Here is a 22,245-nt window from a genome sequence, read left to right on the forward strand (position 1 = left end):
ATGACCATTAAGATGTCTTGAGTCACTTAAGTGACTATTCAGGCTTTCTTTGGCCCTAGGCGGCCTTTTCCAAAGCTGCTACTCTCGGCGCGCTTTGTGACTTCTCGGCCTACGTAAACAGCCAGACTCACCAACAAAAAGACACCAATAAAAAACACACACCAATAAAAATCGCATCAAATGCGGTGATGAATTCGCGTTGCTGAGGAGTGGGCTTCCATGATCGAAGACTTTTGGAAGGATAAGTACCCAGCTGGGATTGCTGCCGATATCAATCCTGACGAGTATCCGAATATTCAGGCGGTGTTGAAGCAGTCCTGCCAACGTTTTGCTAACAAACCGGCCTTTAGCAACCTCGGCAAGACAATCACCTACGGTGAGCTGTACGAATTGTCGGGCGCCTTTGCCGCGTACCTGCAACAGCATACCGATTTGCAGCCCGGCGATCGAATCGCTCTGCAACTGCCCAACCTGCTGCAATACCCGGTCGCGGTATTCGGTGCGATCCGCGCCGGCCTGATTGTGGTCAACACCAACCCGCTGTACACCGCGCGGGAAATGGAACACCAGTTCAACGATTCCGGGGCCAAGGCCCTGGTTTGCCTGGCCAACATGGCCCACCTGGCAGAGACCGTGGTGCCCAAGACCGGCGTCAAGCACGTGATCGTCACTGAAGTGGCGGACCTGCTGCCGCCGCTCAAGCGCCTGCTGATCAACAGCGTGGTCAAGTACGTGAAGAAGATGGTGCCGGCCTATCACCTGCCCCAGGCCGTCAAGTTCAACGACGTGCTGAGCAAGGGCCATGGCCAGCCGGTGCAGGAAGCCAACCCTGCCAGCGGCGACGTGGCGGTGCTGCAATACACCGGCGGCACCACCGGGGTGGCCAAGGGCGCGATGCTGACCCACCGCAACCTGGTGGCCAACATGCTGCAGTGCAAGGCGCTGATGGGGTCCAACCTCAACGAAGGCTGCGAGATCCTCATCACCCCGCTGCCGCTGTACCACATCTATGCCTTCACCTTCCATTGCATGGCCATCATGCTCATGGGCAACCACAACATCCTGATCAGCAACCCGCGAGACCTGCCGGCGATGGTCAAGGAACTGTCGAAGTGGAAGTTCAGCGGTTTTGTCGGCCTCAACACTCTGTTCGTTGCCCTGTGCAACAACGAAGCCTTCCGCAAGCTGGATTTCTCCGCGTTGAAAGTCACCCTTTCCGGGGGCATGGCCTTGCAACTGGCAGCGGCCGAGCGCTGGAAGTCGGTGACCAATTGCCCGATCTGCGAAGGTTACGGCATGACCGAGACCAGCCCTGTGGCCACGGTCAACCCGATCCAGAACATCCAGATCGGCACCATCGGCATTCCGGTGCCTTCGACCCTGTGCCGGGTGATCAACGACGCCGGTGAAGAACTGCCCCTGGGCGATGTCGGCGAGCTGTGTGTGAAGGGGCCGCAAGTGATGAAGGGCTACTGGCAGCGCCAGGACGCCACCGACGAAGTCCTCAGCAGCGAAGGCTGGTTGAAGACCGGTGACATTGCGCTGATCCAGCCCGATGGCTACATCCGCATCGTCGACCGTAAGAAGGACATGATCCTGGTCTCGGGTTTCAACGTGTACCCCAACGAGCTGGAAGATGTGCTGGCTTCGTTGCCGGGCGTCCTGCAGTGCGCGGCGATCGGCGTGCCGGACGAGAAGTCCGGCGAGACCATCAAGATCTTCATCGTCGCCAAGCCCGGCGTGACCCTGACCAAGGAGCAGGTGATGGAGCACATGCGAGCCAACGTCACCGGCTACAAGGTGCCCAAGGCCGTGGAGTTCCGCGACGCCCTGCCGACCACCAACGTTGGCAAGATCCTGCGCCGCGAGCTGCGGGACGAAGAGCTGAAGAAGCTTGGCGTGAAGAAGTAAGCGCTGGCTCCAATAAAAAGCCCCGCCAGTGCGGGGCTTTTTATTGGTCTTCAGGCCGTTACGGCCAGCCTGTCGAGTGCTGCGGGAAGGCTATTGCTGGAACTGGGTGAAGCTTACGCCGGTACCGGCCGGGCGCACGTCCTTGAGGAACGAGTCCTTGTCGGCGCTGAGCTCCAGGCTCAGGGCGGCCTTGCGCTTGCCTTCGTTGCGAATCACCAGGCCCTCGAGTTTTTCCCGCAGGAACACGGTGGGCACTTTGAGGTGCAGCAACTGATCGGTGTCCGGGGTGTGCAGCAACAGGTGCACCCATTCGTACTGACCAATGGCCAGGCGGGTGACCAGGATATCGAACCACCAGATGTTGCGGTTGCGGTTCAGCTCCGCGAAATGGCAGTTGTTGACGCCCAGCACCGCACCGCCCAGTTCCTGGTTTCTACGGGCGATGGCCTGCTTTTTATCGAGTTTCATAACATTCCTACGGGGATTGGATCTTCAGTGCTTGGCCTGAACAGGCCGAGCATTCTCCCGGGTTGCCCGGCAAACATAAAGCGCAACCTCGGATCGGCGATGAAATGCCGGAAAAATAATTGAAACTCTGCGCGAAGACCGCGGGTCAACCTTGGGTAACGCTAAAACCCCTTTGTTCGATCAATGAATGTTCTACGGAGAAATACCATGGGCAGCACAGCGGATAAGGCAAAAGGTCTGGCTAACGAAGCCATCGGCAACGTCAAGCAGGGCGTCGGCAAAGCTACCGACAACACCAAGCTGCAGGCTGAAGGCAAGCTGCAGGAGAAGAAAGGCGAAGCCCAGCAAGCAGTGGGCAAGGCCAAGGATGCGGTGAAAAAGACCATCGACAAGGCCTGAAAACAGCGCGCTCGATGATGCACTGCAGCGGCCATCCTCGGATGGCCGTTTTCATGTGCGCCGGCAGGTCTGGATCGGGCAATCAATCAATGGAAATGGTTGCGAGTCGCCAACTAGGCTAATTTGTTGTAGAAAACGCCCCCTGAGTCGCCATCGACTTCTGACCTTTTTGCGGCGAAAGGAGACGCTATGATTTTTCCGGACCTCAAAGGTTTGCCCCTGCACCGTGTACTGATCCGCACGGTCAATGAGTTTATCGCGGACGAGATGTCCACCTACGCTTCGGCTCTGGCCTACCAGATGCTGTTCTCGCTGTTCCCCTTCATTCTGTTTCTGATCGCCCTGATCGGTTTCCTGCACCTGCCGGACTTCTTCACCTGGCTGCGCCTGCAATCGGAAATGGTGCTGCCCCCGGAGGCCCTGGAGCAAGTGAATCCGGTGATCGACCAGTTGCAGCAATCCAAGGGCGGCCTGCTCTCCATCGGTATCGTCATCGCCCTGTGGACGGCCTCGGCGGGCGTGCGGCTGATGATGAGCGCGATGAACGCCGCCTACGACGTGGTCGAGGGCCGACCGATCTGGAAGCGCTTCCCGCTGTCGGTGTTCTATACCGTGGGCATTGCCGGCATGCTCCTGGCTGCCGCGGCGCTGATGGTGCTGGGGCCGCAGGTGATGACCTGGCTGGCGGGGCAGGTGGGCCTGGAAGAGTTCATCGTCACCCTGTGGACCGTCCTGCGCTGGCCGGTGATCGTGCTGCTGATGATGGTGGCCGTGGCGCTGATGTACTACGTGATGCCGGACGTGAAGCAGAAGTTCCGTTTCATCACCCCGGGGTCGGTGCTGGCGGTGGTGGTGTGGATCGTTGCCTCCCTGGGGTTTGCCTACTACGTGAAAACCTTCGCTAACTACAACGCCATGTATGGCAGTATCGGCGCGATCATTGTATTGCTGCTGTACTTCTACATCTCCGCAGCGGTGCTGTTGCTGGGGGCGGAGATGAATGCGGTGATCGAGCACATGTCGGTCGAAGGCAAGGATCCTGGCGAAAAGGACTTTGACGGGCCCGGCGACAAACAACACGTTTCGGGACTGGGCCGGGATCACTCGCCCCAGCCGAGCACAGACGAAGCCTGAACATGATCCGTGAAATCCTCAAGATGGGCGATGAACGCCTGCTGCGCATCGCTCCCCCGGTCCCGCCGGAGATGTTCGACAGCGCCGAGTTGTGGCAGTTGATCGACGATATGTTCCAGACCATGGAAAGCGTCGGCGGGGTCGGCCTGGCGGCGCCGCAGATCGGCGTCGACCTGCAGTTGGTGATCTTCGGGTTCGAGCACAGTGAACGTTACCCGGACGCTGAAGCGGTGCCCCAGACCATCCTCATCAACCCGCTGATCACTCCCTTGAGCCCGGTGCTGGAAGAGGGCTGGGAAGGTTGTCTGTCGGTGCCCGGGCTAAGGGGCGTGGTCGAGCGTCATCAGCACATACGCTATGAGGGCTTCGATCCCAAGGGCGAACCCATCGTGCGTGTGGCCTCGGGTTTTCATGCCCGGGTGGTGCAGCACGAGTGCGATCACCTGATCGGCCGGTTGTACCCGTCGCGGATTACTGACTTCAGCCGGTTCGGTTTCAGCGAAGTGCTGTTCCCCGGCCTCGACCCCAACGCCGACGAGTAAGCCCGCCAGCGTGCCACGCCTGGATCAAGGTTGCGCCGGGGCGCAGGCGGTGCCCATGGCCAGTAGCGGCTTGCTGCGTCGGTAGCGGGCCAGGCGCTCGACCAGAGCCGGTGGCAGAACGGGATCGCAGAAAAACCCCATGGCCTGATACAGGTCCTTCAGGTCCGGATGGCAAAACAGCCAGACCGGGCCTTCGACCTGGTTCCGGGCTTGGGCCACCAACTGGGTGGCCAGCCCCTGGCCGCGGCAGGTCGGGGCGACGAACAGACCGGTCAGCCAATGCCCCTGGGCGACCGGGGTCAGGCTCATCCCGGCAATGATTTGAGGATTGCGGGCGACCCAGAGTTGCCCTTCGGCTCCTGCGCGCATGGGGGACCGGTGCTGGCGATAGAACTTGTTCAGCAAGGGACGAGAGGCCTCGGCAAGCAGGCTGAACTGGGGGCTGGGCATGGGCATTCCGGGGCGGTGGCACAAAGCGGCAGATTATAAAGGAACCCCCGAGTGCCTATCGGTGCTATACCTCAAATCTGTTCCCGTCGCAGTGGAGTGAGCATCATGTCCAAAGGTATGAATGCGAAGAAAAACGCCAAGAAAAAACCGGCAAAGAGCGCTGATGAGAAGCGTGCCGAGAAGAAGGCCCGGAAAACCGAAGTCAACGTCTTCGGCCATTGATCCTCCGGCCCGGACAAAGCCCGCCTTGCGGGCTTTGTTTTTATCCCTCCGAAAGGTTTGACGGCATGAGGTCGGCCGCGGGGTGGCTTGCCGCAGCTTGCGCCTGGGCTAGGCCAGCTCGATGGCCAGTGCCTGCTGCACCGTCGGGCGTTGCTCGATCCGTGCCTGGAAGCGCAGCAGTGCCGGCCAGGAGGCCAGGTCGATGGCAAATGTCGCGGTCCAGCGCAGCACGGTGAACAGATAGGCATCGGCAATCCCGAAGCGCTCGCCTTGCAGGTAGTCCTGTCGCTCGAGTCTCTGCTCGAGCAAGGCAAGGCGCTTGAACAGCTTTTGCCGGAACAGCGCTTTCACGGATTCATCGAGTTGTGGATTGAACAGCCAGCCCATGGTGCCGTGAACTTCGCTGCCGATGAAGTTCAGGGTTTCCTGCAGCCGCACCCGCTGCCAGCTGCCGTTGACTGCAGCAAGACCGGCCGCGGGCTTGAGGTCGGCGAGGAATTGCAGGATCGCCGGGCCTTCCGTCAGCACTTCGCCATTGTCCAGCTGCAGGGCGGCGACGTAACCCTTGGGATTGATCTCGAGGAAGTCCCGGCCGTCGGCCGTACGCTTGCTGCGGTTGTCGACCCGGATCGCCTCGAAGGGCAACTGCAACTCCCGCAGCACGATATGGGCGGCCAGGGAACAGGCTTGAGGGGCATAGTAGAGTTTCATCGGCAGCTCTCTGGTGAAGGTGCTGGCCAGTGTCGGCGGCAAGCGCGGTATGGGTAAAATTAATCTTTCAGATCCATGCCATAAGGACAGCTACTGCCATGATGAACCTGATGCATTGGCGCCTGCTGGTGGCGATTGCCGAGTGCGGGACCATTACCCGTGCCGCTGAGCAGGTGGGCATGACCCAGTCCGGGGCCAGCCAGGCGCTGGCGCAACTGGAAGACATGCTCGGCGTGCAGTTGTTCGTTCGGGAAAACCGCCAGGCGCTGCCCACGGCAATCGGCCTGCGGGTGCTGGAGCAGGCGCGGCTGATGCTCGGGGCCCTGGCGCAGATCCGCCGTCAGGTGGACACGGCGCGTGGCATTCCCCAGGGCAGCGTGCGCCTGGCGGGTTTTCCCATGGTCCTGGCGAACTTCCTGCCACCCTTGCTGCGCCGTTTCAATCAGCTGTACCCAGGGATCGAGGTGATACTGCTGGAGGTCAGCGACGATGAAGTCGAGGCCTTGCTCGATGCGCAACTGGTGGACCTGGGGGTGGTGCTCAACCCGCCCGCCGAGCGCCGCTCCTGGTTGCTGGGGCGTGACTCCTGGGTGGCGGTACTGCCTCAAGAGCATCCTTGGCAGACTCCGACCATCGATCTGCAAACCTTGCTCGCCCAGCCCTTTGTCCTGGCCACCGGAGGCTGCTCAGTGAACGCGCGCAGCCTGGCGGCCGATGCCGGCCTGCAGTTGGCGGATGTGCGGGTGCAAGTGCGTGAGTGGAACAGCGCCTTCAGCCTGGTGCGTGAGCAATTGGGGGTGACCCTGGTGCCGCAGAGCACCTTGCCCAAACAGCGCCAGGGGCTGCGGGTACTGCCCCTGAGTACGGCAATCGAACGCGAGTTTGCCCTGGTGACAGCCCCAGGGCGTGAACCGGACGCGTTGGTCCTGGCGTTTCTGGAGGTGCTTGCCCAGCGGTAGCCTGACGCTCGGCGCAGACCCGGGATGCGCAATGTTTATGTCTTATTTGATACTTATCGCGATTGCGTCCAATGCTCTTTAAGTTGTGAAAACGGACTGACTGGTGGTCTTGCATAGAGTCGATGGCTGGCTATGCTCAATTGTGAAAAAGCGTATCGACTGCTTTATGAGTGGTGTCCGCAAAAAGCTTTTCGCCCTTGTAACCAGTAGCGTGCAACCCGCAACAGGGGCAACAACGAAGTCATCAATAAAGGTGAGAGTGCGCAACTAGAGGCACCAGTTGTTCAGGAGCATTTAATTAGATGGAGTTTCTTTGTTAGGTCGGGCCCGCAAGCGGGTCATCAAGAAAAGGATGGCTTGATAAGAGCGTTGCAACATGGACTCTCCGATTAAACATCATTTATCACCTGACACTTCCTCTCTCATCTGGAGGGAGGCGCTTGCCATGTTTCATGGAACGTTGTGGTGGATCAGTTGAAAGACTAGAAACTTCCGTCAATCAAAAGACAGCGTTGAAGGTGATACAACCATGTTTAACCTACATCACAAGGCTGACCTGCTTGAGATCGAGCGATTTAATTGTGCGCTGAGCGAGGCCAACGCCAAGTTGGCGGCGATCAGCTGTTCCATGGCCATGATCGAGTTTTCGCCTGATGGCATCGTCCTTGAAGCCAATGATAATTTTTGCCAGGTCATGGGGTATTCCGCCGAGGAGATCCGCGGCAAGCACCATCGGATTTTCTGCGAAGAAGAATTCTATCGCAGCGAGGAGTACACCAAGCTGTGGCGCGACCTGGCCCGGGGCGAGCCCATCAGCGGGACGTTCCTGCGGCTGGACAAGCGCGGCCGGGAGATTTGGCTCGAAGCCAGCTACATGCCGGTGTTCGATGCCGAACGTCGGGTCAGGAGTGTGATCAAGGTGGCCTCGGACATCTCCGAGCGCATCCATACCGAGCATGAGAACCAGAGCCTGTTGAATGCCATCGGCCGTTCCATGGCGGTCATCGAGTTCAGTCCGGACGGCAAGATCCTGGGTGCCAACGACAATTTCCTCAAGACCATGCAGTACTCCCTGAACGAGATTGTCGGCCAGCACCACAGCATGTTCTGTCACCGGGCCGAGGCCGAGTCCAGTGAATACAAGCAGTTCTGGGCCTCATTGAACCGTGGCGAGTACCATTCCCACCGTTTCGAGCGGGAAAACAAGTACGGCCAGACGGTATTCCTCGAGGCCTCCTACAACCCGTTGTTCGATGCCAAGGGCCGTCTGTACAAGGTGGTCAAGTTCGCCAGCGATATCACCAACCAGATGACCACCCTGCAGTCCGCCGCCGAGTCGGCCCACAGCACCTCGGTGCAGAACGACGCCTGTGCGCAGAAAGGTTCGGAAGTGGTGCAGCAGACCGTGGAGATCATCCAGCAGATCTCCCATGACCTGAACGAAGCCGCGCGCAGCATCGATGCGGTGAGCAAGCAGTCGGAGATCATCGGCAGCATTGTCCAGACCATCCGCGGGATTGCCGATCAGACCAACCTGCTGGCGCTCAATGCGGCCATCGAGGCGGCGCGGGCCGGCGAGCATGGGCGGGGGTTCGCGGTGGTGGCGGATGAAGTGCGCAGCCTGGCGGCGCGGACCAGCCAGGCGACGGTGGAGATCGTCGAGGTGGTGCGCAAGAACCACGACCTGTCCATGAGCGCGGTGACCAGCATGCAGTCGAGCCTGAGCCGTACCGGAATCGGGGTCGAGCTGGCGAACGAAGCCGGTGAGGTGATCCTGGAGATCCAGCAAGGCTCACGGCATGTGGTGGATGCCATCAGCCAGTTCAATTCGACCTTGCAGTTGCAGTAAGCGGATTCTGCCAGGCACAAAAAAGGGTTCCTCGCGGGAACCCTTTTTCGTTGGGCGTCATTACAGCGAGGCGAGGAATTTCTCGTCCACCGGTGTGGTGCCTTTCTCTTGCTGGGCCAACTGCATCTTGTCCTGCAGGCGCTTGGCGATTTCCTGGTTGATTGCCAGTTGCCGCTCGGGCGGCAGGCTCTTCAGGTCTTCCTCGGTCAGGCCCAGGTCTTTCAGGATGCTGTCCCGCAGGCGCTGTTCCGGGGTCTTGCTCATGTAGTCCTTGAATTCGCTCAAGGCGCCGGTCTCCGTGGCGCTGGTGGCCTGGGGAGCGCTGGTGACAGGCGGTGTGGCCTGGAGCAGGACGCGGGTCTTGGCGAAGGCCGCATTGACGTTGTCGTTCACGGTACTGGCCTGCTGGCTGGCCTGGGACGCCGGAACGGTCACGGAGTTCTGGGCCTGCTGCAGCATGCCACTGTACAGCGCGCTGGCGGCTGCGGTGGTCGGGTCCATATCGGTGCGCGAGGTGGGCTGCACCGAAACGGATTTCTGGGCGTTGACCAACATGATCGGGAACCTGTGTAAGGGAACTAGGCTGATGATTTAGCAAGTTCCGTGCCGATAATTAATTCTTTATATATCAACGGGTTGTCTTGCCGACCCATTTCGGAGCGGCAGAAAGCGGACAAGTCTTGCCGCTTTCTGGCAATCGAGAGGTCATCGGCATCCGGCAGCCGGATCAGTAGGTGATGGGAATGCCGAAGTCCTCCTGGAAGGCATCGTCCACCGGTTCATAACCCAGGACCCGGGTGGTTTCGCTCAGGTCCAGGCGCTTGAAGCGATTGTTGGAGATGCCATGGCCGATCAGGTATTGCACCCCGGGGGTTTCCACTGCTCGTTGCAACAGTTGCACGGCATCCCGCGGGCTGAGCCAGGCGCTCAGGTCGCGGGTGGTGGTCAACTCGTGGCGGCGCGGGTCCTCGAATGCGCCGATGCGCAGGGCAATGCAGGACAGCCCGCGCTTGCCGGCATAGAAGGCGCACAGGGCTTCGCCGTAGCATTTGCTCACGCCGTACAGGTTGGCCGGCATCACCGGCATGCCTGGGGTGATCTGTCGGTCCACCGGGTAACCCTCGATGGTCTGGGCGCTGCTGGCGAAGACCAGGCGCCGGCAGCCGACGTTTGCCGCCGCCTCGAACAGGTAGGTGGTGGCGAGGATGTTGTTGGGCAGCAATTGGTCGAAGCTGGCGCTGGCGTGGGGGATGCCGGCCAGATGCACGATGACGTCGATACCCGTCAACAGGCGGCTGATGGCCTGCGGGTCGTCGAGATCCTGGCGCACGAAGCGGTGCGGCTCGGGAATCTCGAAGTCCGGTTCCACGCGGTCGGTCAGGGTGAAGCGATAGCGCTCCTTGGAGCCCTGGAAAAATACCTTGCCGATTCGGCCACAGGCGCCGGTCAACAGTATGTTGAGTCCATTCATGTCGAGTCTCTGTTGGGGAAGGGGGAGTCAGGGTGTGTTGTTGCGTCCATGCAGGAGGAAGCCCGGCCGTTGACTGAGACGCTCGTAGTAGGCGTTCACGGCCGGCAGGTCCGGGTGCTCCATGGGGGTCATCTTCCAGCGGTTGACCGAGAGCCCAAGGACGACATCTGCCAGGCTGAAGTCTGCTCCGAGAACGTAGGCGCCGGAGCGTTCAAGCTGCTGCTCGAGGATCTGCATCTTGGCGTTCCAGGCCAGGAGGCTGGCGCCGATGCGCCGGCTGTCCTGGCAATCTGCATGCTGGCGGACCAGCCCCATGAAGGCGTAGCTCCAGGAAGGGTTGAGCTCGGTGGCCTGCCAGTCCATCCATTGCTCCACCAGGGCCCGGGCGCGGGGCGCGATGGGTAGCAGGCCGCTGCCGGGGTGCTGGTTGGCCAGGTAGCGACAGATACTGTTGGATTCCCATAGCACGCCTGCATCATCGATCAACACCGGGACCTGGGCGTTGGGATTGAGGGCCAGGAATTGGGCGCTGTGGGTTGACTGAAAGCCGCTGCCCCAGTCTTCCTGTTGATAGGCGAGTCCAAGCTCTTCACAGGTCCACAAGACTTTCCTGACATTGATGGATGAGGCTTTACCGAGAATTCTGCAGAGGGTTCCCATGACGCTTCCTTGTTCGTCGTACAGGTTGGCCCGGTGAATCTAACAGTGTGGCGCGTGCGCGGCGACGATCAATTTGCCCCGCGGCAGCTTGCGCGATGTTCAGGCCGGATCGGGCAGGGCCGATGCCGGCAGGCCGAAGACGCGGTCGAACAGCCAGTTGAAGGCGAAGGTGTAGCAGGGAATGAACAGGATCAGCGCCAGGTCGAGGAGAAAGGCCTGGACCAGGCTGATGTGCATCCACCAGGCGATCAGCGGGATCAGGAACACGATCAGTGTCAGTTGAAAGCCCACGGCATGGGCGATGCGCCGCTTGACCGTGCGGGTGCGTGACGGCTGGCGGCTTTCCCAGCGCTCGAACAGGGTGGTGTAGATGAAGTTCCAGGTCACCGCGATGCTGGTGATGACCACGGCCAGCGGCCCGGTACTGCTGGGGGAGGTGCCGCTCAGCAGGGCCAGGCCCAGGGCCGAGAAGGTCATGCCGAACACCTCGAACAGGGAGACATAGACCAGTTTGCGTTTCACGCCTTGCATGGGAATTCCTCATTATTGAATGCACGCGGCCAGCGGCGGGGCTGGCGAAGGAGGGCGAAGATAGCTTCAATCTAGGTGACAGAAAAAGTCAGTAGCTTTCAGTTTTTCTGATAGGTTGGCGGCCATGAACTTTTCCAGCGACAGCATCCAGTTGTTTCTCGCCGTGCTTGAGCGCGGCTCCTTTTCCGCGGCGGCCCGCTCTTTGGGCAAGGTGCCCTCGGCCGTGAGCATGGGCATCGCCAACCTGGAGGCCGAGCTGGGGTATGCCCTGTTCGATCGTCGCCATCGCGAGCCGGTGCCGACGCCGTTGGCCCTGTCCCTGGCGCCCCATGCGCGGCTGATCGCCGACCAACTCAAGCAGTTGCAGGTGCATGCCATCGAGCTGTCCCTGGGGCTGGAGAGCAAGCTGTCGATCGCGGTGGTCGATGACATCGACAAACGGCGCGTGCTGGCCGCCATCAAGCTGATCGCCGAGCGCTATCCGTTGCTGGAGGTCGAGGTGCTCAGTGGTCCCCAGGATGACGTGCTGCAGTTGCTGCACAGTGGCCGGGTGAGTGTCGGCGTGGCCTTTGCCGGCCTCAGCGTCAATGTCCTGGAGTACTTCCAGTACCTGGGCAGCGAGCAGGTCGTGGCCTGTATTTCGCCCCGGCACCCGGTGTTCCAGGCCTGCGATGGCTCCTTGTACCTGGAGGAATTGATCAAGGTGCGCCAGGTGGTGGTTGCCAGCCGGGACCTGCCCATCAGCGATACGCGGCCGTTGGTGGGCGAGTCGCTGTGGCGCACCGACAGCCTGGCCATGGCCCTGGACATGGTGGAGGCGGGCATCGGCTGGGGCAATTTTCCGATGTCGGTGATCGGGCCGTTGCTGGCAAGGGGGCGGCTGCAGCGCCTGAAGTTCAAGAACATCGACAACGGCCTGTTATTGCCGGTGCATGCGGTGTGGTTGAAGAACCAGCCCCTGCAGAAGGGCGCCCTGGCCCTGGTGCAGTTGCTCAGCGGCGAGGACCCGGCGCTGGGGCCGCTGGCCCCGCCCGCCTGAACTCTTACGGCAGGGCTTGCCGGCGTAGCCAGTGCAGCAGTTTTGCGGTTGCCGAATCCGGGTCCACGGCCTGGGGGGAGAGCAGGTAATAGGCGCTGCCATCGGCGACAAAGCCGAAGGGGGCACCCAGCAACCCGCCGGCCAGGTCATCACGCACCAGTTGCCAGGGGGCGATGGCCAGCCCCAGCCCCGCCACGGCCGCTTGCAGGCTGAAATAGAAGTGTTCGAAGACCTGCTCCTGGGCGCTTGGCGCCCCCGGTAATTGCTTGAGTTGCAGCCACTGTTCCCAGGCCTGTGGCCGGGTGGCGCTGTGCAGGCGCGGGGCCTGTTCCGTCAGTGATGGCGTGCCCTTGGGGGCGGGTGTCCAGTCGGCCTGACGCTCGGGGCGGCACACCGGGCCTATGGCTTCGTCGAACAGCCAGTGGGCCTGGGTCTCGCGGCTCCAGGCAAAGTCGTTGCGGCGGATCGCCAGGTCGATCCCGGCATGGAACGAAAAGGGCCCGCCACCGGCGAGCAACTGGATCGCGACCTCGGGGTGCTCGGCATAGAAGCCCGGCATGCGCGGAATCAGCCAGCGCATCAACAGGGTCGGCTCGCAGGACAACACCAGCGGCGCCTCGGGAGCCGGGGCCCGCAGGCGGCTGGCGGTGTGCTCGATCAGGTCCAGGGCCTGGGTCACGCTGTGCAGCAGTTCGGCTCCGGCGGCGGTGAGAAAGACCCGCTGGCTACGGCGCTCGAAGAGTGGGGTGCCGAGGTCTTCTTCCAGGGCGCGCACGGCACGGCTGATGGCGCCGTGGGTCAGGTGCAGGGTTGCCCCGGCCTGGGTGAAGCTTTCCAGGCGTGCAGCGGCTTCGAAGCAGCGCAAGGCGCTCAGCGGGGGCAGGCGTCGTCGCGCGAGCTGTGAGTTTTTATCACCATGAGTGTCAGTTTTCATCGTTATCGGCCTGGGCAAGGGTCCCAATACAGTAGCGCCTGATTCTATAGCCTAGGCGTATTCAACGTGACTGAACTGTTACTCGTTATCACCATTACCATTCTCGCGGTACTCAGCCCCGGGGCCGACTTTGCCCTGGTCACCCGCAACAGCCTGTTGCTTTCCCGTCGCCACGGAGTGCTCACGGCCCTGGGGATCGGGCTCGGGGTCATGGTGCATATCGGCTACAGCCTGCTGGGGGTGGGGGTGCTGTTGCAGCAGTCGCTGCTGTGGTTCAACGGGCTGAAGATCGCCGGGGCGCTGTACCTGATCTACCTCGGTATCAAGCTGTTGCGCAGCCCTGTGCGGCGCCCGGGGGAGGAAGGGGCGGCAGAGCTCGGGATGTCGGCCTGGGGTGCGTTGCGCAGTGGCTTTCTGACCAATGCCCTGAACCCCAAGACGATGATTTTCGTCCTCAGCCTGTTCATGCAGGTGATCCAGCCGGGCACGGCCCTGCCGGTGCAGATCGGCTACGGCGCGATCATCGTCCTGGCCCACGTGCTGTGGTTCGTGCTGGTGGCGCTGTTTTTCTCGGCGCCGGCGATTGCCGGCCGGCTGCTGGCCTACAAGCGCCGGATCGATCAGGTGTTCGGTGTCGTGCTGGTGGGCTTCGGCCTGTTGCTCAGTGTCCTGAGCATCAGGCCCTGAACGGGGTCAGGTGCTTTCCCGGACTCGCAGTTCGAAGCCCATGTCCACCACCGGTTCGGCCACGCTGTTGCCCGCCAGCAGGGTCAGCATCTGTTCGGCGGCGCGGCGGCCGATGGCTTCCCGTGGGGTACTGATGCTGCTCAGGCGCGGCACCATGTGCTCAGAGGCGGGCAGGTCGTTGAAGCCCAGTACCGCCACTTGCTCGGGAACCTTGATCCCGCAGCGCATGGCTTCGAGCAGTGCGCCATGGGCCAGGTCGTCATTGCCAAAGAAGATCGCATCCACCTGGGGCTGGCTCTGCATCAGTTGCAGGAACAGCTCCGCGCCCAGGCCGACCGACGATGGGCGCGGGGTCAGCAGCTCCAGGTCGGGGTTGTACAGCCCGGCTTGCTGCAGGGCGCGGCGGAACCCCTCGCCGCGCAGCAGGGTGCGCTGGTCCAGCTGGGCGCCGACGTAGGCCAGGTGCTTGCGCCCGCGGGAAATCAGGTGCTGGGCGGCCGTCTCGCCGGCGTTCAGTTGCGAGAAGCCGACACAGTTGAGCCCGGCGCCGGAGTCCAGGTCCATCATGTAGACGCAGGGAATATTGTTCGCCTCGATCATCCGCCGGGCGCTTTCGGTGCGGTCGAAACCGGTCAGCAGCAGGCCCCGCGGCTGATAGGTCATATAGTTGCGCAGCAGGTTCTCTTCTTCGTCCCGGGAATAGTGGCAATTGCCGATCAGCACTTCGAAGCCCTTGGGCCGCAGGACCTGATGGATGGCTTCCAGGGTCTCGATGAACAGCAGGTTCGACAGCGACGGCACCAGCACCACCACCGACTGGCTCTGGGCCGAGGCCAGGGCGCGGGCGGCGGAGTTGACCACGTAGTTCAACTCCAGCGCGGCCTTCTGCACCTTTTCCACCAGGTCGGTGGCCACGCTGCTGATGCCGCGCAGGGCCCGGGAGGCAGTAATCGGGCTGACGCCAGCCAGGCGTGCCACTTCATTGAGGGTGGGGCGCCCCGTGGTGCGGGTGTTTTTGTCGTTTTTATGAGTGGTCATCAGACGGCTTGCCAAACAAAATTCAAGTCACTAAGGTAGCGCTGTCCTGAGACAGCTGCAATGCGTGAGCGAGGTGTGCCTGACCCTCGCTCTTTGGTTTGGCGGACTATATACGCGGCAACCCACAAAAATGACAAGAAGGCGTCGGCAGACACTGTTTTTGTACTAGAACTAGAACTAGCGAAGGTAGCGCTGTCTGCGCGCTGAGGTGTTACATGAGTCAATCGATTACCGCCCTGGTCATCATGGGTGTCGCCGGCTGCGGCAAGTCCAGCGTCAGCCAGGCCCTGTGCCAGCGCAATGGCGCCACGGCCATTGAAGGCGATACGTTCCACCCTGCCGCGAACATCGCCAAGATGAGTGCCGGTATTCCCCTCGACGACGACGACCGCGCCGGCTGGCTCGACAGCCTGTGCGATGAACTGCGTCGTGCCCTGGCTGCCGGCCAGCGTCCGATGCTGACCTGCTCGGCATTGAAGCGCAAGTACCGCGAGCGCCTGCGCACTGCGACGCCGGGCCTGGGCTTCGTGTTTCTCGAACTGACGCCCGCCGTCGCCGCCGACCGCGTGGCGCATCGGCCAGGGCATTTCATGCCGTCGACCCTGATCGACAGTCAGTTCGCCACCCTCGAATCCCCGGTGGGGGAGCCGCTCACCCTGGCCCTGGATGCCAGCACCCTGAGTGTCCAGCGCCTGGCCGAACTGGCCGATCAATGGTGGCTGGAGCATGACTCTGAATCTTCACATTAAGTGCTGGCTGGAAAAAGGTAGCGCTATCCCACTCGGCCCTTGTTTTTAACGCTTTAATAAAAACAACAAACCGGAGGCACCCCCCATGTTTGGCATGTCCCAAGAGACCTATCTGCTGGTTGATGCAGTGGTCACCATCATCGGGCTGATCGTACTGATCACCCGTTTCAAGCTGCATCCCTTCATTGCCCTGACCATTGCTGCAGGCTTTCTCGGCCTGACTTCGGGCATGCCGGTGGACAAGATCATCAAGGCGTTCCAGGACGGCTTCGGCGGGGTGCTGGGTTTTGTCGGCATCATCCTCGCGCTGGGCACCATGCTCGGCAAGATGATGGCCGAGTCCGGTGGCGCCGATCAGATCGCCCAGACCCTGATCCGCTCGTTCGGCAAGGAGCGGGTGCAATGGGCGATGATGTTCGCCGCGTTCCTGGTGGGCATCCCGCTGTTCTTCGAGATCGGTTTCGTCCTGCTGATCCCCCTGGTGTTCATCGTGGCCCGGCGCACCGGTGTCTCGATCATCAAGATCGGCATCCCGCTGCTGGCCGGCCTGTCGGCGGTGCACGGCCTGGTTCCGCCGCACCCGGGGCCATTGCTGGCCATCGGCGTGTTCGGCGCCGACATCGGCAAGACCATTCTCTATGGCCTGATCGTCGCCCTGCCGACCGCGATCATTGCCGGTCCGATCTACGGCACCTTCATTGCCAAGTACATCCCGGGCCACCCATCCCAGGAACTGGTGGACCAGCTGGCGCGGGAAAACGAGAACACCAACCTGCCAAGCTTCAGCGTGACCCTGGCCACCGTGCTGCTGCCGGTGTTCCTGATGCTGCTCAAGACCTTCGCTGACGTGGTGCTGCCCGACGGGCATTTCTTCCGCATCTGGATGGACATGATCGGTCACCCGATCAGCGCACTGCTGCTGGCCTTGCTGTTGTCGCTCTACACCTTCGGCCACAAGCAGGGCATCGGTTCCAAGCAGATCCTCAAGCTGCTGGACGCAAGCCTCGCGCCGACTGCGGCGATCATCCTGATCATCGGCGCCGGCGGCGGCTTCAAGCAGATGCTGGTGACCAGCGGCGTGGGCGACGTGATCGGCCACATGGCGGTCAACGCGCAGATCTCGCCGATCCTCCTGGCCTGGCTGGTAGCCGCGGTGATCCGTATCGCCACCGGTTCGGCCACCGTGGCCACCATCACCGGTGCCGGCATCGTGGTGCCGGTGGTGGGGATGATCCCCGGGGTCAACCGCGAGCTGCTGGTGCTGGCCACCGGCGCCGGCTCGCTGATCCTGTCCCACGTCAACGACGCCGGTTTCTGGCTGGTCAAGCAGTACTTCAACATGACCGTGGCCGAGACCTTCAAGACCTGGACCGCGATGGAAACCATCCTCTCGGTGGTGGGCCTGATCTTTATCCTGCTGCTGTCGCTGGTGGTGTAAGGCTCACCGCTGCAACACGGGCACAAAAAAACCGCATGGCTGCGGTTTTTTTGTGCCTGGTCATCGGCGCTCAGGACGTCTTGCTGACCAGCCCATCGGCGCGGAACATGCCACGGATACCGCGCACGGCCTGACGAATGCGGTCCTGGTTCTCGATCAGGGCGAAGCGCACGTGATCGTCGCCGTATTCGCCGAAACCGACGCCCGGCGAGACACAGACCTTGGCCTCGGCCAGCAGCTTCTTGGCGAACTCCAGGGAGCCCATCGCGGCATAGGCCTCGGGGATCTTGGCCCAGACATACATCGAGGCCTTGGGGTTCTCGACCATCCAGCCCAGCTCGTGCAGGCCCTTGACCAGCACATTGCGTCGTTGCCGGTACTGCTCGGCGATGTCCCGCACGCACTGCTGATCACCTTCCAGGGCAGCAATCGCCGCCACCTGCAACGGGGTGAAGGTGCCGTAGTCGTGGTAGCTCTTGATCCGCGCCAGGGCGTTGACCAGCTCCGGGTTGCCGACCATGAAGCCGATGCGCCAGCCGGCCATGTTGTAGCTCTTGGACAGGGTGAAGAACTCCACGGCGATGTCCTTGGCCCCCGGCACCTGCATGATCGACGGGGCTTTCCAGCCGTCGTAGACGATGTCGGCGTAGGCCAGGTCGTGGATCACCAGCACGTCGTACTGCTTGGCCAGGGCGATCACCCGTTCGAAGAAGTCCAGCTCCACGCACTGTGCGGTGGGGTTGGACGGGAAGCCGAGGATCATCATCTTCGGCTTGGGGATCGAGCCGCGGATCGCCCGCTCCAGCTCGGCGAAGAAGTCCACGCCGGGGATCAGCGGCACCGAGCGCACCTGGGCTCCGGCGATCACCGCGCCGTAGATGTGGATCGGGTAGCTGGGGTTGGGCACCAGCACCGTGTCGCCCTGGTCCAGGGTGGCGAGCATCAGGTGCGCCAGGCCTTCCTTGGAACCGATGGTGACGATGGCTTCGCTTTCCGGGTCGATGTCGACCTCGTAGCGGTCCTTGTACCAGCGGGAAATCGCCCGGCGCAGCCGCGGAATGCCCTTGGAAGTGGAGTAGCCGTGGGTGTCTTCGCGTTGGGCGACGGTGACCAGTTTCTCGACGATATGCGGCGGCGTGGGGCCGTCGGGGTTACCCATGCTCAAGTCGATGATGTCTTCGCCGCGCCGACGCGCAGCCATCTTCAGCTCGGCAGTGATATTGAAAACGTAGGGGGGGAGTCGATCAATGCGCGCAAAGCGGCGCGGCGAACCTTGTTCGGCCATTGTTGCCTCGAAAAGACGTAAGCGCCCGGAACCGTCCGAGCGACGTTGGCCACTGCGGTGGCCTGCGGGGCAGACGATAAGGGCGCCGGCAAGGGCTTGTCCAGAGGCCCTGGAAAATATTCTGCCGGGCACCGGTGGTGGCGCCGGGGGATTTGCGAGCCCGGGGGCTTTGCCGATATAACGTGCACGCTTCTTGCCTGCACCGGCAGCGACGATCCTCTGCCCGTGGCCTTTTCGGGGGGGCAACGGGTCGCCACCTCTTCGAACAACAACCTCAAACGGGATGAATGATGGAGTTTTCCAGCGGCTTTCTGCTGAGCCTTTCACTGTGCCTGGACATCGGCGTGGCCAATATCGCGATGATCACCCTGGCCATGCAGCGGGGCTATTTCCAGGGTTTCTGCCTGGGCCTGGGGACCTGCGTCGGCGACCTGGTCTATGCCGTATTGGCCCTGGCCGGAATGAGCGTGCTGCTGCAGTACGACAGCGTGCGCTGGGTATTGTGGATCGGTGGATCGGCGCTGCTGGCGTACTTTGCGGCGAAGATGATCTACGCCGCGATCCACCACAGTGCGGTGCTGGCCGAGGCCGGCGAGGTGGACCACGGCTCGCCACGCAAGGAGTTCTTGCGCGGGATCTTCCTGGCCATGTCCTCCCCCAGTGCGATCCTCTGGTTCGCTGCGGTGGGCGGCACCCTGATTGCCCGATCCGGGGGCGGCTCGATCGCCGATTCCGGGCTGTTCCTGGCCGGTTTCTTCAGTGCCGGGCTGGTCTGGACCATGGGCCTGTGCCTGGTCGCGACCCAGGGCGGCAAGCTGCTGGGAGATAGGCTCTTGCGCTATTCCTACCTGGCATCGGCGGCGATCTTCTGCTATTTCGCGGTCTACGTGATCCTATCCGGTTATCAGGAGTTCATCGTTGGCGCCGGGGTAGCGGACCTTCCGGCGCTCTGATCCTGGGATTGGCGATTGGCTTCTATACTCTGTGCCGAACCTATCTTTCAGCGGCAGGAGTGGCTTTCATGGATGAGCAAAAACAGGGCGCCGGTCCGCAGCCGCGCTTCGAAAGGGAGCGTTTTCTGCTGATTGCCGGCCTTGGCCAGCGGTTTACTCCAGAGACCCGCCAGGACATCGGCCTGCTGTGGCAACGTTTCATTCCCCACATCGGCAAGGTGCCGGGACAGGTCGATGAAATGACCTACGGCATCTGCTGCAACCCCGACGACCAGGGTGGTTTCGAATACATCGCCGGGGTCGAGATCAGCAAGCTCGACGACCTGCCCGAGAGCTATCGCTGGATCGAAATACAGCCGCAGCACTACGCCGTGTTCGAGCACAGCGGTGCCCTGCAGGACCTGCCCCGGACCTTCGACTACATCTGGAACACCTGGCTGCCTCGATCCGGTCGCCAGGCCGTTGATGCGCCGGGGTTCGAGCGCTACAGCGCCGACTTCAACCCGGACACCGGCAGCGGAGTGCTGGAGATCTGGCTCCCGCTCAAAAGCGACTGACGGCGCCGGGGGCGTTGGCCCGCCCCCGGCACTTTGCCTGGCGCGCCATACCCTGCAACAGGCCCGCGCAGTTCCCCCTTCTATACGCCGTCTTAATACCGCCCCCCGCAATCAGTGCCCGACCTTGATGCGCCGTCACCTAACCTGCGTGGCGCAGAGAAGCGTGGCGCCATGCCGGCCACGCTTCCCTGGCGGCGCCCCTTTGCGGGCGCCCTGAACGGCTGTGCCCGTGACCGCTGTCGATGGTCCAGGCGCGGCCCTAATGGATAAAGGGGAACTGCCTTGCTGACACTGCAATTCATCTATGGCGCCTGTGGTTTCTGCGCCGTGCTGCTGTTCGCCTACCTGGGTTACGCGCTGGTCCGTGCCGAGCACATCTGATGAGCGCACGCCGTGTTTTCCCTGCCGCTGCATTCGCCCACCCGGGCTTTTTCGAGAAAGGAAACCCGCCATGTACGACTTGATCTTCGTGGGCCTGTCCCTGGGGTTCTTTGGATTGACGGCCCTGGTCATTGTCGCCATGGGCAAGATTTGAACGGAGCATCGACATGTTGAGTACTGTGCTGGAATACGCGGTGATTCTCGGGGTGATGACCGGGCTTACCGTGCTCATGGGCAAGTGGCTGGCCCGGGTCTTCAGCGCCCGCACCCACGCCCTGCCGGAGCGGGCCACCTACCGCCTGCTGGGCATCGACCCCGGCGAAGGCATGGGCTGGGCCCGTTATGGCTCGGCGCTGTTGCTGTCCAATGCGGCGATGATGCTGCTGGGCTACCTGCTGCTGCGCCTGCAAGGGCTGACGCCCCTCAACCCCCTGGGGTTGGCGGCGCAGACCCCGGACCTGGCGTTCAACACCGCCGCGTCCTTTATTACCAACACCAACTGGCAGGCCTACTCGGGGGAGAGCAGCCTGTCGAACTTCAGCCAGATGGCGGTGATCACCTTCCTGATGTTCGTCGGCGCTACCGCAGGCGTTGTCGCCGCGGCCGGCTTCATTCGCGGCCTGAGCCGTTCCAGCTCGGCCGATATTGGTAACTACTGGGTGGACTTCACCCGCGTCCTGTACCGGGTAATGCTGCCGCTGTGCCTGGTCATGGCCCTGGTCTATGTCTGGCAGGGCATGCCCCAGACCCTGAACTCCGAGGCCCTGGCCACCACCCTGGAAGGCTCCCGGCAGCAGTTGATCGTCGGCGCGGTGGCCAGCTTCGAGTCGATCAAGCACATCGGCACCAACGGTGGCGGCTTCTTCAGCATGAACGCGGCCCATCCGTTCGAGAACCCGACGCCGCTGACCAACGTCCTGCACATCCTCAGCATGCTGCTGATCCCTGCGGCGCTGACCTACACCTTCGGTAGCATGCTGTTGCGCCGGCGCCAGGGCTGGGTGTTCTTCGGCACCTTCCTGGTGATGTTCATCGGCTTCCTGGCCATCGTGTTCAGCGCGGAGCAGGGCGGCAACCCGCTGCTGACCCAGGCCGGTGCCGACCAGCAACTCTCGGCGACCCAGAGCGGCGGCAACATGGAAGGCAAGGAGCTGCGCTTCGGCATCGCCGACACCGCACTGTTCGTCACCACCACCACCGGCGCCACCACCGGCTCGGTGAACGCCATGCACGACTCGCTGACCCCCATGGGCGGCTTCGTGCCCCTGGCGCAGATGATGCTCAACTGCGTGTTCGGCGGTGACGGTGTGGGCTTTATCAACCTGATCCAGTACGCCCTGCTGACGGTGTTCCTGGTGGGCATGATGATCGGCCGCAGCCCGGAGTTCCTCGGCAAGAAGATCGAGGCACGGGAGATCAAGCTGGTGATGCTCTCGGTCCTGGCACACCCCATCTGCATCCTCGGCTTCACTGCCCTGGCGGCGCTCTGGCCGGGCACCCTCAACAGCCTCAACAACCTTGGCCCCCATGGCTTCAGCGAGGTGCTCTACGCCTACGCTTCGGGCACCGCCAACAACGGTTCGGCGTTTGCCGGCCTGAACGCCAACACGCCGTTCTTCAACACCACCATCGGTCTGGCGATGCTCATGGGGCGCTTCTTCACCATGCTGCCGATGCTCGCCGTGGCCGGCTCCCTGGCGGCGAAAAAGAACATCCCGGCCGGGGCCGGCACCATTCCCACCGCGACGCCGCTGTTCATGTTGCTGGTGGTGTTCGTGGTGCTGGTGGTCGGTGGCCTGACCTTTCTGCCGGCCCTCGCGCTCGGCCCGCTGGTGGAGCAACTGCAGTTGCTGGCCGGCCAGACCTACAAGTAAGGG

General features: G+C 62.2%; 23 protein-coding genes and 2 pseudogenes. 15 read left to right on the top strand and 10 right to left on the bottom strand.

What is annotated here, in order from left to right; genetic code table 11:
• The first annotated feature begins 219 nt into the window (after positions 1–219).
• Positions 220–1,911 (top strand): long-chain-fatty-acid--CoA ligase FadD1, encoded by a 1,692-nt coding sequence (gene fadD1 / locus U873_RS0103210; RefSeq protein WP_025126863.1) that lies wholly within the window; start codon positions 220–222, stop codon positions 1,909–1,911.
• A 90-nt stretch (positions 1,912–2,001) separates the two neighbouring features.
• Here fadD1 and U873_RS0103215 read toward each other — a convergent pair whose 3' ends face one another.
• Positions 2,002–2,379: a hypothetical protein gene (locus U873_RS0103215; protein ID WP_025126864.1), complete on the bottom strand. Its 378-nt coding sequence runs from the start codon at positions 2,377–2,379 to the stop codon at positions 2,002–2,004.
• 207 nt (positions 2,380–2,586) lie between these two features.
• On the opposite strand from U873_RS0103215, the gene U873_RS0103220 reads away from it, so the two are divergent.
• The 3 genes from U873_RS0103220 to def all read left to right on the top strand — a co-directional run bounded on the left by U873_RS0103220 (position 2,587) and on the right by def (position 4,454).
• A complete protein-coding gene (locus U873_RS0103220) occupies positions 2,587–2,778 on the top strand; it encodes a CsbD family protein (RefSeq protein WP_011062850.1) in 192 nt (63 codons plus the stop codon).
• 189 nt (positions 2,779–2,967) lie between these two features.
• On the top strand, positions 2,968–3,912 hold the full coding sequence (locus U873_RS0103225; RefSeq protein WP_025126865.1) for a YihY/virulence factor BrkB family protein: 945 nt from the start codon (positions 2,968–2,970) through the stop codon (positions 3,910–3,912).
• A gap of 2 nt (positions 3,913–3,914) precedes the next feature.
• Positions 3,915–4,454 carry a peptide deformylase gene (gene def, locus U873_RS0103230; RefSeq protein WP_025126866.1) on the top strand — a complete coding sequence of 180 codons (540 nt, stop codon included), beginning with the start codon at positions 3,915–3,917 and terminating at the stop codon, positions 4,452–4,454.
• A 24-nt stretch (positions 4,455–4,478) separates the two neighbouring features.
• Here the strand turns inward: def and U873_RS0103235 are convergent, their stop codons facing one another.
• Together U873_RS0103235 and gstA are read right to left on the bottom strand one after the other, a co-directional pair.
• Positions 4,479–4,904: a GNAT family N-acetyltransferase gene (locus U873_RS0103235; RefSeq protein WP_025126867.1), complete on the bottom strand. Its 426-nt coding sequence runs from the start codon at positions 4,902–4,904 to the stop codon at positions 4,479–4,481.
• Positions 4,905–5,234: 330 nt separating this feature from the next.
• On the bottom strand, positions 5,235–5,837 hold the full coding sequence (gene gstA, locus U873_RS0103245; protein WP_025126868.1) for a glutathione transferase GstA: 603 nt from the start codon (positions 5,835–5,837) through the stop codon (positions 5,235–5,237).
• A 98-nt stretch (positions 5,838–5,935) separates the two neighbouring features.
• On the opposite strand from gstA, the gene U873_RS0103250 reads away from it, so the two are divergent.
• The 3 genes and pseudogenes from U873_RS0103250 to U873_RS37480 form a co-directional block, all read left to right on the top strand.
• Positions 5,936–6,796 (top strand): LysR family transcriptional regulator, encoded by an 861-nt coding sequence (locus U873_RS0103250; protein WP_025126869.1) that lies wholly within the window; start codon positions 5,936–5,938, stop codon positions 6,794–6,796.
• Between the two features lie 634 nt (positions 6,797–7,430).
• Positions 7,431–8,096: pseudogene (locus U873_RS37475) on the top strand (PAS domain-containing protein); the annotation flags it as partial.
• A gap of 132 nt (positions 8,097–8,228) precedes the next feature.
• Positions 8,229–8,645 (top strand): annotated as a pseudogene (locus U873_RS37480) (methyl-accepting chemotaxis protein); the annotation flags it as partial.
• A gap of 60 nt (positions 8,646–8,705) precedes the next feature.
• Here the strand turns inward: U873_RS37480 and U873_RS0103260 are convergent.
• The 4 genes from U873_RS0103260 to U873_RS0103275 form a co-directional block, all read right to left on the bottom strand.
• Positions 8,706–9,200 (bottom strand): hypothetical protein, encoded by a 495-nt coding sequence (locus U873_RS0103260; RefSeq protein ID WP_025126871.1) that lies wholly within the window; start codon positions 9,198–9,200, stop codon positions 8,706–8,708.
• A gap of 172 nt (positions 9,201–9,372) precedes the next feature.
• Positions 9,373–10,116 carry an NAD(P)-dependent oxidoreductase gene (locus U873_RS0103265; protein WP_025126872.1) on the bottom strand — a complete coding sequence of 248 codons (744 nt, stop codon included), beginning with the start codon at positions 10,114–10,116 and terminating at the stop codon, positions 9,373–9,375.
• Between the two features lie 27 nt (positions 10,117–10,143).
• Entirely contained in the window at positions 10,144–10,776 is a 633-nt protein-coding gene (locus U873_RS0103270; protein WP_025126873.1) for a glutathione S-transferase family protein, read from the bottom strand.
• A gap of 99 nt (positions 10,777–10,875) precedes the next feature.
• Entirely contained in the window at positions 10,876–11,307 is a 432-nt protein-coding gene (locus tag U873_RS0103275; protein ID WP_025126874.1) for a PACE efflux transporter, read from the bottom strand.
• Between the two features lie 124 nt (positions 11,308–11,431).
• Between U873_RS0103275 and U873_RS0103280 the strand changes: the two genes are divergently transcribed.
• Positions 11,432–12,346 (top strand): LysR family transcriptional regulator, encoded by a 915-nt coding sequence (locus U873_RS0103280; protein ID WP_025126875.1) that lies wholly within the window; start codon positions 11,432–11,434, stop codon positions 12,344–12,346.
• Positions 12,347–12,350: 4 nt separating this feature from the next.
• On the opposite strand, the gene U873_RS0103285 is transcribed toward U873_RS0103280, so the two are convergent.
• Positions 12,351–13,280 (bottom strand): LysR family transcriptional regulator, encoded by a 930-nt coding sequence (locus U873_RS0103285; RefSeq protein WP_025126876.1) that lies wholly within the window; start codon positions 13,278–13,280, stop codon positions 12,351–12,353.
• Between the two features lie 66 nt (positions 13,281–13,346).
• Here U873_RS0103285 and U873_RS0103290 point away from each other — a divergent pair, with 66 nt between their 5' ends.
• Entirely contained in the window at positions 13,347–13,967 is a 621-nt protein-coding gene (locus tag U873_RS0103290) for a LysE family transporter (RefSeq protein ID WP_025126877.1), read from the top strand.
• A 6-nt stretch (positions 13,968–13,973) separates the two neighbouring features.
• On the opposite strand, the gene U873_RS0103295 is transcribed toward U873_RS0103290, so the two are convergent.
• Positions 13,974–15,005 (bottom strand): LacI family DNA-binding transcriptional regulator, encoded by a 1,032-nt coding sequence (locus U873_RS0103295; protein ID WP_025126878.1) that lies wholly within the window; start codon positions 15,003–15,005, stop codon positions 13,974–13,976.
• 215 nt (positions 15,006–15,220) lie between these two features.
• Between U873_RS0103295 and U873_RS0103300 the strand changes: the two genes are divergently transcribed.
• Positions 15,221–15,754 (top strand): gluconokinase, encoded by a 534-nt coding sequence (locus tag U873_RS0103300; protein ID WP_025126879.1) that lies wholly within the window; start codon positions 15,221–15,223, stop codon positions 15,752–15,754.
• Positions 15,755–15,839: 85 nt separating this feature from the next.
• Entirely contained in the window at positions 15,840–17,192 is a 1,353-nt protein-coding gene (locus U873_RS0103305; RefSeq protein WP_025126880.1) for a GntP family permease, read from the top strand.
• A 70-nt stretch (positions 17,193–17,262) separates the two neighbouring features.
• On the opposite strand, the gene alaC is transcribed toward U873_RS0103305, so the two are convergent.
• Complete coding sequence (gene alaC / locus U873_RS0103310; RefSeq protein WP_025126881.1) at positions 17,263–18,477, bottom strand: alanine transaminase; 1,215 nt, start codon at positions 18,475–18,477, stop codon at positions 17,263–17,265.
• A gap of 290 nt (positions 18,478–18,767) precedes the next feature.
• Here alaC and U873_RS0103315 point away from each other — a divergent pair, with 290 nt between their 5' ends.
• From U873_RS0103315 to kdpA, 4 genes are all read left to right on the top strand, one after another.
• A complete protein-coding gene (locus tag U873_RS0103315; protein ID WP_025126882.1) occupies positions 18,768–19,430 on the top strand; it encodes a LysE family translocator in 663 nt (220 codons plus the stop codon).
• A gap of 68 nt (positions 19,431–19,498) precedes the next feature.
• The gene (locus U873_RS0103320; RefSeq protein ID WP_025126883.1) at positions 19,499–19,987 is read left to right on the top strand and encodes a GyrI-like domain-containing protein; all 489 of its coding nucleotides are present in this window, start codon (positions 19,499–19,501) and stop codon (positions 19,985–19,987) included.
• 282 nt (positions 19,988–20,269) lie between these two features.
• Complete coding sequence (locus U873_RS0103325) at positions 20,270–20,368, top strand: potassium-transporting ATPase subunit F (protein WP_025126884.1); 99 nt, start codon at positions 20,270–20,272, stop codon at positions 20,366–20,368.
• A 167-nt stretch (positions 20,369–20,535) separates the two neighbouring features.
• Positions 20,536–22,242 (top strand): potassium-transporting ATPase subunit KdpA, encoded by a 1,707-nt coding sequence (gene kdpA / locus U873_RS0103335; RefSeq protein ID WP_025126885.1) that lies wholly within the window; start codon positions 20,536–20,538, stop codon positions 22,240–22,242.
• Positions 22,243–22,245: the final 3 nt, after the last annotated feature.

This window comes from Pseudomonas sp. PH1b (assembly GCF_000633395.1).
Classification (GTDB): Bacteria; Pseudomonadota; Gammaproteobacteria; order Pseudomonadales; family Pseudomonadaceae; genus Aquipseudomonas.